11 protein-coding genes are annotated in these 13,367 nt (G+C 40.5%); 9 read left to right on the top strand and 2 right to left on the bottom strand.

Going from position 1 to position 13,367, the window contains the following annotated elements:
- Position 1 precedes the first annotated feature (1 nt).
- Entirely contained in the window at positions 2-1,090 is a 1,089-nt protein-coding gene (locus FC07_RS10185) for an XRE family transcriptional regulator (protein WP_057905003.1), read from the top strand.
- Positions 1,091-1,570: 480 nt separating this feature from the next.
- On the opposite strand, the gene FC07_RS10180 is transcribed toward FC07_RS10185, so the two are convergent.
- Both FC07_RS10180 and FC07_RS10175 read right to left on the bottom strand, forming a co-directional pair.
- Entirely contained in the window at positions 1,571-1,864 is a 294-nt protein-coding gene (locus FC07_RS10180; protein ID WP_057905002.1) for a DUF1827 family protein, read from the bottom strand.
- A 136-nt stretch (positions 1,865-2,000) separates the two neighbouring features.
- The gene (locus FC07_RS10175; RefSeq protein ID WP_057905001.1) at positions 2,001-4,241 is read right to left on the bottom strand and encodes an ATP-dependent Clp protease ATP-binding subunit; all 2,241 of its coding nucleotides are present in this window, start codon (positions 4,239-4,241) and stop codon (positions 2,001-2,003) included.
- A gap of 206 nt (positions 4,242-4,447) precedes the next feature.
- Here FC07_RS10175 and FC07_RS10170 point away from each other — a divergent pair, with 206 nt between their 5' ends.
- The 8 genes from FC07_RS10170 (at position 4,448) to FC07_RS10135 (ending at position 12,916) form a co-directional block, all read left to right on the top strand.
- Positions 4,448-4,627 carry a hypothetical protein gene (locus FC07_RS10170; protein ID WP_057905000.1) on the top strand — a complete coding sequence of 60 codons (180 nt, stop codon included), beginning with the start codon at positions 4,448-4,450 and terminating at the stop codon, positions 4,625-4,627.
- Between the two features lie 196 nt (positions 4,628-4,823).
- Complete coding sequence (locus FC07_RS10165; protein ID WP_057904999.1) at positions 4,824-5,090, top strand: phosphocarrier protein HPr; 267 nt, start codon at positions 4,824-4,826, stop codon at positions 5,088-5,090.
- On the top strand, positions 5,090-6,817 hold the full coding sequence (gene ptsP / locus FC07_RS10160; RefSeq protein WP_057904998.1) for a phosphoenolpyruvate--protein phosphotransferase: 1,728 nt from the start codon (positions 5,090-5,092) through the stop codon (positions 6,815-6,817). Before FC07_RS10165 ends, ptsP begins: the two co-directional genes overlap by 1 nt.
- A gap of 204 nt (positions 6,818-7,021) precedes the next feature.
- Entirely contained in the window at positions 7,022-8,200 is a 1,179-nt protein-coding gene (locus FC07_RS10155) for a glycosyltransferase family 4 protein (protein WP_057904997.1), read from the top strand.
- A 31-nt stretch (positions 8,201-8,231) separates the two neighbouring features.
- Entirely contained in the window at positions 8,232-9,263 is a 1,032-nt protein-coding gene (locus FC07_RS10150; protein ID WP_057904996.1) for a glycosyltransferase family 4 protein, read from the top strand.
- The gene (locus FC07_RS10145) at positions 9,260-10,276 is read left to right on the top strand and encodes a lysylphosphatidylglycerol synthase transmembrane domain-containing protein (protein ID WP_057904995.1); all 1,017 of its coding nucleotides are present in this window, start codon (positions 9,260-9,262) and stop codon (positions 10,274-10,276) included. The genes FC07_RS10150 and FC07_RS10145 overlap by 4 nt, the downstream gene beginning before the upstream one ends.
- Before the next feature lie 102 nt (positions 10,277-10,378).
- Positions 10,379-10,615 carry a YkuJ family protein gene (locus tag FC07_RS10140; RefSeq protein ID WP_057904994.1) on the top strand — a complete coding sequence of 79 codons (237 nt, stop codon included), beginning with the start codon at positions 10,379-10,381 and terminating at the stop codon, positions 10,613-10,615.
- A 186-nt stretch (positions 10,616-10,801) separates the two neighbouring features.
- Positions 10,802-12,916, top strand: a complete 2,115-nt coding sequence (locus FC07_RS10135) for an LTA synthase family protein (protein WP_057904993.1) — start codon at positions 10,802-10,804, stop codon at positions 12,914-12,916.
- Positions 12,917-13,367 lie beyond the last annotated feature (451 nt).

Below are 13,367 nucleotides of genomic sequence, written 5' to 3'. Positions count from 1 at the left end.
TATGGCAGTTATATCCATGTCTAGGGGATTTAACCCTAAAAAGTTATTATATTTAAGGGAATTGAATGATGTAACTCTAAAACAAGTAGCAGAAAGTACTTTTTTGAGTGTTCAGTACATCTCTCAGTTTGAGCATGGTGACAGGCGTCCTAACTTTGAACAGATTATTAGATTAGCAAACTTTTTTAATGTGGAACATACTTTTTTTCTAAACGACGTTAGTATTCCTGAAAATACAGGGGCGACTTTTTATCGGAAGTTACAAAAAGTTCCTAAGAAAAAATATGTTCAGGCAGAAAGGCAAACCAAGTGGTTTTCTATTGTTGATCAGTTACTTAGTACTGAATTAAGAGTTGGGCATGGTCAACTGCCTGATTTTGCCAACAAAAGTAATCATGTTGAAATGTTAGATGAACAATATATTGAAGATATGGCAACCAGTGTTCGAAAGCATTTTAAATTTGGTGTAGGGCCTATTAGAAATGTGACTTTACTCGTGGAGCGACTGGGAATACGGGTTCAGTTTTCTGATTTATCATCAGAGCATATTGATGCATTAACCGATCAACTAGATAATCATTTCTATATCACTGTTAATACTTCAAGAAGGCCTAGTGTTAGAATTCGATTTGATTTAGCTCATGAATTAGGACATATATTATTACATTCACATTATCCTCAATCAGAAGTATCAAAAAAGGCTAACCATAAGTTTATTGAGGCGGAGGCAAATCATTTTGCAGGAGCGTTATTGATGCCAGCGGAAGGATTAGCAATGGATATGGCCGCAACGAACATGGAATATCTGGTGAGCCTAAAACGTCATTGGAAAGTTTCTATACAAGCGATGATTTATCGTGGATGTCAGATTGGTTTAATAACTGATCAGCAAGCGTTGTTTTTAAGACAAACTATTGCGAGAAAGGGTTGGCGTGTTTCTGAACCTTATGATGATTCAATTGAAGTTGAGCAACCGTCCTTCTTGAGGAGTGCATTAGAGTATAAGGCCACTAATTCGGAAGAATTAATAGATTATGTTTATCATATTATTGGTAGAAAAAAGGATTCCGAGCTTAAATTAGTGAAGTAGGCTAAGTTTATAATAAAAACACAATTATTGATTTTGATCGCTTTTTTAATCCAATACCATCTAAATATAACTCATATAATGGTAGAGACCTGCCTGTTTAGTTTTTAGGCGATTTCGATGCACCTGTAGTAGCATTGTGCTTGTAGGAGGCGATACTATGTTGTTTTTTTATAAATTACTAATTTTTGCACTGATGACTGTGTCAAGTCTCGGTGTCCTATTCGCTGTGATTCTTATCAACATCAAGATGCACTCTGGCGTTTGATAAGAAGCCTCAAGTACATTTTGGATGCCTGAGGCTCATCCAATCAGTAAGTAATATATAAAGAGACTACCGCACAATTGTGGTAGCCTTTTTATATGTGTGCTTTTTCTTCTAAAAAAGACCTAGCCCAGATGTCAATGGCGGAAAAATGGCGGAATTTTTTCTAGTTATCTTGGTATGTCGGCATTTGAGCGTGTTCAAAGCTTAAAGTGCAATTAAGAAGCGACACGGTTGACACTCGGCGTGACAATTTCAGCCAAACGTTCCGTTAACACCAGATCACAGTTTTCTCGAGTAGTATGGCATAATTCAGCCAAAACAAAGTCAATGACTTCAGGCGCGATGTTTTGGGTTTGACTGATCAATAGGACTTCTTTTTGTGTCGGTGTTTCGGTAAACACCACATTGATGGCATCAAGTTGATAAGTCGTGATGGTTTTAGCAGCAGTTGCGGTAGCCATATTTTGAATAAAGCTTTGATAGCGGTCGGTTGTATTGGTTAATTGCATAAAATCAATTCCCTTCTGAAAAGAATGCTTGTTTCTCGTTTCACTATCTTCATTATAGTAAAAGCGCTGTCAAGATGGTAGCGCTTTACTCTAAAAACACAAAAAAAGATGAGGCAATCAGCCTCATCTTAAAATGCTATTTAGTTGGTTCAGGTTTGGTTTCTGTTGGCGCAGCTTTTGGTTTTGCACCAATGACGATTTGATCTTTGAGCACGTCTGCTTGTAAATCCTGAACATCAGGATGATCCAAGTAGAAGTCTGCCACGCGATCTTCGATTTGCTCTTGGATCACACGCCGTAATGGCCGTGCGCCCATCGCAGGATTAAAGCCTAATTCAACTAATTTTTCCCGAGCCGCTTTCGTAACAGCAATCGTTAAGTTTTGGTCAGCAATCATCTTGTTGACATCGTTTAACATTAAGTCCACGATCTTCAACAAATTATCCTTGGTTAAGCTATTGAATTCAACAATATCGTCGAAACGGTTTAAGAATTCTGGTTTAAAGTAGTTGGATAACTGATCCAAAATGGAATGGGTATTACCACTAGCAGCGGCCCCAAACCCAACATTGGCTTCGGCGTCACCTTGGCCAGCGTTAGACGTCATAATAATAATGGTGTCTTTGAAGCTAACAGTTCGGCCTTGAGCATCGGTTAAACGACCATCATCTAAGATCTGCAAGAACATATGCATGACATCAGGATGGGCCTTTTCAACTTCGTCTAATAAGACTAAACTATAAGGATTCCGGCGCACTTTTTCAGTTAATTGGCCGGCTTCTTCATAGCCAACATAGCCAGGAGGCGAACCGATCAATTTAGACACTGAGTGTTTCTCCATGTATTCACTCATATCAAAGCGAATCATCGCTTCCTCAGAACCGAAAAGCTCTTTTGCTAATTGCTTCGCTAATTCTGTTTTCCCAACACCAGTTGGGCCTACAAATAGGAAGGAACCAATTGGTCGGCCGGACTTATTAAACCCGATCCGATTGCGGCGAATCGCCCGTGCCACTTTATCAACAGCTTGTGTTTGACCAATGACTTGGCTATCCAAATCAGTTGCCAAAGTCTTTAATTGTTGTTGTTCTTTAGAACGTAGATCCCCAACTGGGATGTTGGTTTTTTCTTCAACAATCTTTTCCAAGTCTTTTTCAGTGACAGTCGGTGTCTTTTCGGCATCCGCACCGGAGTCTTTCATTTTGGTCAATTTCTCCAGTTGATCACGGTAATAAGCGGCCTTTTCATAATCTTCTTGTTTCAAGGCTTGTTGCTTCTGTGCCTCAGCCTGATCCATTTTTTCTTTGATCACTTTAGGATCAACGGTGTCAATGGTCAAGTTCTTCTTAGAGCCCGCTTCATCGATCAAATCAATGGCTTTATCTGGTAAGAACCGGTCTTGAATGTAGCGGTTGGAAAGGGTCGCAGCGGCTTCAATGGCGTCGTCTGTAAACGTCACGTGATGATAGTCTTCATACTTCTTCTGCAAGCCTTTTAAGATCTGAACTGTTTCAGCAACCGTTGGTTCGTCCACCCGAACGGGTTGGAAACGCCGTTCAAGCGCAGAATCCTTTTCAATCTTACGATATTCATTTAAAGTCGTTGCACCTAATAATTGGAAATCACCACGAGCAAGGGCTGGTTTCAAAACGTTCCCAGCGTCCATCCCGCCTTCAGCGTTTCCGGCACCCATGATTTCATGAATTTCGTCAATAAATAGAATCACATGTTCATTTTTACGAACTTCATCCATTAATTGTTGCATCCGTTGTTCAAACTGGCCACGAATACCAGTTCCTTGAACCAAGGAAACAACGTCTAAGCGAATGACTTCTTTATCTTGTAATTTAGCAGGTACTTCACCGGCTACAATTTTTTGTGCTAATCCTTCAACAACGGCTGTTTTACCAACACCGGCTTCACCAATCAAAACAGGGTTGTTCTTAGTCCGACGGTTTAGAATCTCGATCACACGTGAGATTTCTTTGTCCCGTCCAATGACAGGGTCGACTTTGCCTTGTTTTGCCAAATTGGTTAAATTGATCCCAAATTGTGCTAACAAGCCTTTGCCACCATTGTTACGACCACCACGACCGTTGCCGCTGCCCATTTGTGTTTGTGGGCCTTGTTCAAAATTCATTTGACCGTTATCAGGTGGTGTTCCTTGGCCCATGGCGCGGAAAATTTCATCAAGGTTACCAAAGCCAAATGGATCCACACTCGCATTGGTAGGTCGACCACCATTACTTGGTTGTCCTTGCTGTTGTTTTAACAATTGATAGCAATTTTGACAAAGGTCGATTTGCTGCCGGGAACCATTCACGTTGGTATATAAATGAATGGTTGCTTCGTTTTTATGACAGTTTTGACATAGCATGTGTAATTCACAACCTTTCTAGGAAAACAACTTCCTTGTAAAGATCAAAGCTTTGTTTGACTTTCTTTGACCTTTTACGTGCATTATACAAACTAATATTCTGGGATGCAAGCATTTAGGTCTGCTTTTTAGCAGTTTTTTTTGAGAGTGCTAAAATTAAGATGTGGTACGATTGATAGGGAACTTTTGCGAAATGAGGTGAGTAGATGACGGATTATCAAGCAGCACTTGAAGCATTAGTGGCAGGTCAGCAGAAGACCATCGAAGTGCCGGCCGAAGACTTTATGGCGTTTCGGCAAGCCTGGTTAGATTTTCCCAAACATCAAAGTATTGTTGGGGCCGCACACCGCGGTGGTGCGATCACATACCATTATGAACAAAATTAGACTTAGCCTAAACTTATCATTTGAAGTCGTCTAGACTAATTTACTAAAATCAGTAGTAAGCGCTTGTCGAACTGGCAGAAAAATGATATTCTGTTAAAATGAAAGGGCAACTTATTGAGTAAATTGTCATTTCACGTCGGGTGAAAAGGAAAACCCTAATACTTAACTATATATTCTAAAGGAGCATGATTATATTATGGAAAAACGCGATTTTCATATCACTGCAGGAACTGGGATCCATGCACGTCCCGCAACACTTTTAGTACAAGCTGCCAGCAAATTTAACGCTGACATTAACCTTGAATATAAAGGCAAATCAGTTAACTTGAAGTCTATCATGGGTGTGATGTCACTTGGTGTTGGCCAAGGCGCTGATGTTACGATCTCCGCAGAAGGTGCTGATGAAGCAGATGCACTTGCAGCCATCGCTGATACGATGAAGAAAGAAGGATTATCAGACTAATGACGAAAGTGTTAAAAGGGATTGCCGCCTCTGACGGCATTGCACGAGCAAAAGCCTATTTGCTTGTTCAGCCTGATTTATCATTTTCTAAAAAGTCCATCACGGATGCTGATGCTGAAACAGCACGTTTAAAAGATGCCGTTGATGCTTCAACCAAAGAATTACAAATGATTCGTGATACAGCAGCCAAAAGCCTGGGCGAAGAAGAAGCCCAGGTTTTTGATGCTCATATGATGATCTTGGCTGATCCAGAATTTGTTGGTGCGGTTGAAACCGGCATCAAAAATGATAAGGTCAACGCTGAACAAGTCTTACATGACGTATCAGCTAACTTTGTTGCAATGTTTGAAGCCATGACGGATAACCCATATATGCAAGAACGTGCTGCCGATGTACGCGACGTTACTAAGCGGATCATGAGCCATTTGTTAGGGGTTACCTTACCTAACCCAGCTTTGATTCATGATGAAGTCGTCATCATTGCTCACGATTTAACGCCAAGTGATACCGCACAGTTAAATCGTAAGTACGTTAAAGGGTTTGTCACAGACCTTGGTGGTCGGACAAGCCATTCTGCAATTATGGCACGTTCATTAGAGATCCCAGCAATTGTTGGGAGTGAAACAGCGACAACTGACGTTGCCGCTGATCAAATGGTCATTGTTGACGGGTTAACCGGTGATGCCATTATTGATCCTAGTGACGCTGATGTGGCTAAGTATGACAAAGCAGCCCAAGATTTTGCTGAACAAAAGGCAGAATGGGAAAAACTGAAAAACGAACAAACAGTTACCAAAGATGGTAAAGCTTTAATTACAGCTGCTAATATCGGTACGCCTGATGATGTACAAGGCGCAACAGATAATGGTGCTGAAGCTGTTGGTTTGTTCCGTTCAGAATTCTTGTATATGAATGCTTCCGAATTGCCATCTGAAGATGATCAGTTTGAAGCTTACAAGAGTGCTTTAGAAGGGATGAATGGGAAACAAGTCGTTGTTCGGACAATGGATATTGGTGGCGACAAACACTTGCCATACTTGCCATTACCTGAAGAAATGAACCCATTCTTAGGCTACCGGGCAATCCGGATCAGCTTAGATCAACAAGAAATTTTCCGCACGCAATTACGTGCGTTACTACGTGCTTCTAACTACGGTAAGTTGGCCATCATGTTCCCAATGATTGCAACGGTTAAAGAATTTAAAGATGCACGTGCTATTTTTGATGATGAAAAGGCGAAGCTAGTTGCTGCAGGTACATCAGTTGCTGACGATATTGAAGTCGGCATGATGATGGAAATTCCAGCAGCTGCAATGATTGCTGACAAGTTGGCCAAGTATGCTGATTTCTTCAGTATTGGGACCAACGACTTGATCCAGTATTCAATGGCTGCAGATCGTGGGAATGAACACGTTTCATACCTCTATCAACCTTATAACCCATCAATCTTACGTTTGATCAAGCAAATCATTGATGCAGCACACGCAGAAGGCAAGTGGGCCGGTATGTGTGGTGAAGCTGCTGGGGATACCATTATGGTACCTGTTTTAGTCGGCTTAGGCTTAGACGAATACTCAATGAGCGCAACTTCTATTTTGAAAGTTCGCAGCTTAATGCGTAAATTAGACACAACTGAAATGAAACAATTAGCTGATCGTGCTTTAGCAGATGCTGAAACCAACGACGATGTGATCGCCATGGTGAAGGCAGCAACGCAGCAAGATTAGTGATTGTTGTGGGAGAGCTTCTCAGATGAGAGGCTCTTTTTTTGAATCAATGAAGGAAGTTCAGCCTAAAGAGGGATTGCGATTAAGAGGCGGCCTGTTAGAATAGAATTATTATTTGCGCTTTAGGAACGGGCCAACTATAATTAATCTGATACTGTTTCCAAAATTTGAAGTCAATAAAACTGGTAAAGGGAGGTACCGCACGTGAATATTGGGCTTTTTACAGACACCTATTTTCCGCAGGTCAGCGGTGTGGCCACCTCAATTAAAACCCTCAAAGAAGAATTAGAACGGGAAGGTCATACCGTTTATATCTTTACAACCACTGATCCAGATGTTGATAAGGATCAATTTGAACCCAACATCTTCCGGTTTGCCAGTGTGCCGTTTATTTCCTTTAAAGAACGACGCATTGCAATTCGTGGTTTATTTCGAGCGTATCAAGTGGCACGTGATTTAGAACTCGATATCGTGCACACACAAACGGAATTTTCAATGGGGTATATTGGTAAATTCGTGGCTAAAAACTTACATATTCCTTGTGTTCATACGTACCATACCATGTACCAGGATTATTTACATTATATTTTAAATGGTAAATTAGTGCGGCCTTATCATGTGAAGCAGGCAATGCGGGCGTACTTACACAATATGCATGGGATTGTTGCCCCTAGTTCGCGGGTTGTAAAAACGTTGCGTAGCTATGGGGTGAAAACGCCAATGGAAGTCATTCCAACGGGTATTAATTTATGTCAATATGATCATCCCGTTTTAGATGATCCACGGGTAGCGTTGCAAATTGCACCGACGACCAATGTTTTATTATCACTGAGTCGCATCGCTTTTGAAAAGAAGATCGATGAGGTCATTGCAGCCTTACCAGCTATTTTAGCAGTTGTACCGAACACGGTTTTAGTCATCGTAGGGGATGGTCCGGCTCGAGAAACGTTGCAAAATCAAGCGAAATCGTTGGGGATTTGGGAACACGTTATTTTTACAGGTGAAGTTCCCAATGAACATGTTGCCGCTTATTATCATATGGCAGACCTGTTCTTGTCTGCCTCTGAATCAGAGTCACAAGGGCTCACTTATATTGAAGCAATGGCCAGTGGGCTAAAAAGTGTTGCGGCTGCCAGCCCTTATACTAATGATTTGTTGGATGATCCTGCAATTGGAACGACCTTTACATCAGAACCTGAAATGGTGCAGCAAGTGACACGCTATTTAGCCCATCCACAAGTATTTAACGACCCGAGCCCAAGGCTGCGTAAGTTAGAATTGATTTCAGCACCGCATTTTGGTCATCGTGTGATCCAGTTTTATCGAACGGCGCAAATCTATTACGAAACACTTAATCGAGATTCAACCAAACTCAGTGATTAGGGGTTTTAGTTCGGATGAAGGAGCTTCATTTATGGTTACAATAAACATGTTTTCAAGTGCGACAAAGGTAAAAGGCCAAGGGGTTGGCAGTGCCTATTTAGAACTGATTCGCCTATTGAAAACTCACTTTGAAAATGAATTTACCGTGACGATCAACCAATATCGAACAACCGATATTAGCCATTACCACACGATTGACCCTAAGTTCTTTCTGTCGACGTTCTCCAAAAAACGCGGCCGTAAAATTGGTTATGTTCATTTTCTGCCTGAAACAATGGAAGGTAGTCTTAAAATTCCCCAACCGTTTAAGGGGATTTTTTATCGCTATTTGATTGCTTTTTACAAGCGGATGGATCATCTTGTGGTAGTTAATCCTAGTTTTATTCCGAAACTAGAAGCCTATCACATTCCCAAAGAACGCATCACTTACATTCCGAATTTTGTTTCAAAACGCCAGTTTTTTGAAGAAACACCAGCGCAGATCCAGGCGTTGCGGCAACAACATGATTTTGCGCAACAGGATTTTATTGTTTTAGGTGCAGGACAGATTCAAGAACGTAAAGGGGTCGATGATTTTGTGAAGCTTGCTCAGCAAAATCCGCAGATCCAGTTTGTTTGGGCAGGTGGTTTTTCGTTTGGTAAAATGACGGAAGGCTATCAGCGTTATCAAAAAATTGTGGCAGATCCGCCTGCAAATTTGACCTTTACGGGCATTGTTTCTCGAGATGAACTGATGGCTTACTATAATATGGCAGACCTTTTTTTGTTGCCATCTTATAATGAACTGTTTCCCATGTCTGTTTTGGAAAGCTTTGCTTGTGGGACCCCGGTGATGTTGCGGGATCTTGACTTGTATCGCGGTATTTTAGACGGGTATTACCAGCCTGCTCAGGATTTTGCGGCGATGAATCAGGCTTTGCGGCATTTACAGGCCACGCCTGCAGCGTTAGCGCAATTAAAACAGCAGGCAGATTTGGCAGCTGATGAGTATTCCGAGGCCCATTTAGCAAAAATTTGGGAAGCTTTTTATCAAACCCAAAGCCACTTAAAGGGGTCACGATGACACGTAAAAACTTTTGGATGTTAATTGTGATGCTAGCGGTAGGCATGGGGATTATGGGGTATGAGCTACGCCAGACAAATTTGCGTGTCTTAGTGCATAGTCTGCTGCATCTCAAACTAGGTTGGTTAGCGGCAGCCGTGGGGTGCATGTGCTTATATTGGTTATTTGAAGCACTGGTTGTTCGGCTGTTATTGCATAAACGTGTTGGGCACTTTTCCTTTAAAAATGCGTTGCGCATTCCACTGATCGAACAATTGTTTAATTCGATCACACCATTTTCATCTGGTGGCCAGCCAGCACAACTAGTAGCCTTAATGAAGTCCGGTGTTGAAGGCGGTCGTGCCAGTTCACTATTGCTTATGAAGTTTGTGGTTTTTCAAACGGCCGTGTTGGTGAACTTTATTTTTGCATTACTGTTTGGCTTTCACTGGTTAGCAGGAAAATTTACGTATTTAAGCTGGTTAGTGATCTTTGGTTTTGTGATGCACATTACAGTCATTAGTGCGTTGCTGATGATCATGTACTGGTATCGGTTGACCAAGCGCTTGGTACAACTATTACTACGGCCATTGCGATTGTTTTTAGCACCAGCGCGTGTGGATCGTTGGCAGACTCAAATGGCTGAGAAAATTGACACCTTTTATGCAGAAAGTTTGCGGATCAAGCGTGATCGTAAAATGTTATGCCAAGCCATCGGTTTAACACTGGTTCAACTTTTTTTCTATTATAGTGTGCCCTATTTTGTGTTATTAGCACTTGGGGCGTCTGCTAATTTTTTGCAAGTGCTGGTGTTGCACATTATGATCGTGATGATTATTTCGCTATTTCCGATTCCAGGTGGTTCTGGCGGGGCAGAATTAAGCTTTAAGACGCTGTTTACATCGTTTTTAGCGACAAACAGTCAATTGGTCTTAGCTTTGATTTTGTGGCGGTTGATCACGTACTATATGGGAATGTTTATTGGGATGTTTGCCTTGATCGTGAAACCCGATCCCCTTGAAACAGACAAATAACTTTTTTATGAGAAAGTTACAAGAAGTCGCACGAAAATCCACTATTTGGCGTTGTTTTCTGGTATGATATTTAATTGAGAACTGGATGAAGGGAGTCTCATTATGAAAAGCTCACAACTCGTTGCGATTATCCATCGTTTGGAAGCGATGCAAGAAGATGCAACTGATAACGAAGAACAAACCCGCCGCTTTGAAAAAGATGGTGCTGAACGTGGCCTAGTCACTTATGATCCAAAGACTGAGACTTATGAATTGGAAGCATTAGCCAATCATCAAAAATTTGAATTCGATGATATTGATTTAATCGCCATGGAAATTTATGATTTATTGGACGATTAAGCCAAATCATTCCTTATTGTCGCAAAAGCGTGTCCGTTAGAGGCCTGCTTTTACGACTTTTTTTTAACAATTATAAATATTTTGTGAAGGTTCAAGTGGTTAATTGTTTTTTACTTGAAAATTCAGTATCATTTAGAGGACTTATGAATGATAAGTAGAGATATTAGATCACGGAGGCATATTTATATGAGGCAGGTCATAAAGCAAGTGCAGCGGGGCTTAAATACTCGGCTAGGCTTCTTTATTCTCACGGTAGTACTATTTAGCGTTAAGTCTTACCTTGCATATCGCACAGAATTTAATTTAGGTGTTAAAGGCAGTATGCAGGAGTTGCTGTTAGCCGTCAATCCGCTACCAGCAGCACTGTTACTATTAGGACTGGCACTGTACTTACGCGGACGTAAATCCTATTGGGTCATGATCATCATTGATGCGATCATGTCTACTTGGCTATTTGCGAACATTTTATATTACCGTGAATTTTCAGATTTCCTTAGCTTTTCCTTAATGAAAGGCTCCAGCTCAGTTTCAAACAACTTAGGCAAAAGTATTGCAGGGATTATTCATCCCGTTGACTTTTTAGTCTTTTTGGATGTTGTTGTTTTAATTTTACTGATTGCCTTTAAGGTGATTCGAATTGATGTCAACCGATTTAAAAAACGGTATGCGGCAACAATTAGTCTGTTAGGGGTTTTGCTATTTGGGGCAAACTTGACCTTGGCAGAAACTGACCGTTCCGGTTTATTAACGCGGACATTTGATAATAACTATATTGTGAAATATTTGGGCTTAGAAGCCTACACCGTTTATGATGGGGTTAAAACCACACAGAATAATGCGACAAAGGCACATGCAGACAGTTCAGACTTGGCGAGTGTTAAAAACTACCTGTCTAAGAATCGTGTGTCACCGAACATTCAATATAGTGGGGTTGCAAAAGGCAAAAACGTATTTATCATTCATTTAGAGAGCTTGCAACAATTCATGATCGACTATAAATGGGATGGCCAAGAGGTCATGCCTAATTTAGACAAACTGTATCACGAAAATGACACGCTGAGTTTTGATAACTTTTATAATCAAGTCGGCCAAGGTAAAACAGCCGATGCAGAATTAATGTTGGAAAATAGTTTATTCGGGTTACCAGAAGGCTCTGCCATGGTAACGGACGGCACTACTAATACCTTCCAGGCTGCTCCAGCCATTTTAAGCCAAAAGGGTTACACCACAGCATCATTTCATGGGGATGTTCCAAGTTTCTGGAACCGTGATAATACTTATAAGTCTTGGGGATATGACTACTTCTTTAGTAAGTCGTATTACGCCAATGCGGATAAGGCGAAGTATAATCTTGGGTATGGAATGAAGGATAAGATTTTCCTGAAAGATTCTGCAAAATATATTGAACAATTGCCACAACCTTTCTATGCAAAACTGATTACAGTCACAAACCACTATCCTTATTTGATTGATAGTAAAAATGAAAGCATTAAGAAATTTGATACAGGAGATTCCACCGTGGACCCTTATGTACAAACGGCACGTTATTTAGATCAGTCTGTGGGTGAATTTCTGAGTTGGTTGAAGAAAACCGGACTTGATAAAAATAGTATGATCGTCTTGTATGGGGACCACTATGGAATCTCTAACAACCACAAGCCAGCTATTGCAAAATTATTAGGTAAAAAGAAAGTGACAAATTATGATTTAGCAAACTTCCAAAAAGTACCTTTTATGATTCATATGCCAGGCCTAAAGGGTGGGATTAATCATACCTATGGTGGTGAAATCGATGTTTTACCGACATTACTAAATCTGTTAGGTGTTAAAAATAATGATACGATCCAGTTTGGTCAAGATCTTCTAGCGACGAATCGGAATCAAACCGTTGCCTTTCGGAATGGGGATTTTGTCTCACCAACTTATACCAAGTATGGTGGGGATGTTTATGATAGTAAAACGGGGAAGGAACTGAAACATCTCACAACGACCCAGAAGGCAGCTGTTGCTACATTGCAAAATCATGTCACAACAGAACTGTCGGCTTCTGATAAAGTTGTCAATGGTGACCTATTGCGGTTCTATCAACCAAAGGGCTTTAAAAAGGTGATTAAGAGTGCTTACAACTATAAGAAGTCAGCAGGCTTAAAAGAACTTAAAAAAGCACAAAAGAAGGAGCCGACAAGTCTAAAGGCTAAAAATAAAGGCAAGTCACTTTTGAGTGAATATACAACTGATGCGCCAGAACTAAAGAGTAGTAACAGTAGCACAAGTACAAGCGACAGTAGTAGCAGTAAGTAATCACAAAATAGTTTTCTAATCGCAAAATGATTGGAAGACTATTTTTTTGCAATTATAATGGAAATGAATAAATAAACAGCAACTTTACACTTGCATTTTGCAGGTAATGTTCGTGTATTAACTTTAAAATGCCTGAATCAAACCAGTGGTAAAACGCTAACGTTCGCATTGGAAATTGTCCGGAATAAATTTTGAAATAAGCATTGACGGGGTTCATGAAAGTTGGTATGATATTAATTGTTGTTTGAGAGCAAAGCAGTTCTTCAAAAAGAAATAAATGTTTTGCTTGACAGTAACTAAGTGATTTGATAAACTTATAAAGTTGTCAAATGAATAAAACGAATCAATAAATGCATAAACATTCATTGATTCAAAAAGTTCTTGACAAGGATGTAACTTATCTGATATACTTAAAAAGCTGTTTATCAGCTTTGGTAGACCTTTGAAAACT

The sequence above is a fragment of the Loigolactobacillus bifermentans DSM 20003 genome (assembly GCF_001434575.1).
Classification (GTDB): domain Bacteria; phylum Bacillota; class Bacilli; order Lactobacillales; family Lactobacillaceae; genus Loigolactobacillus; species Loigolactobacillus bifermentans.
This window is presented reverse-complemented; position numbering and strand designations above follow the sequence as displayed.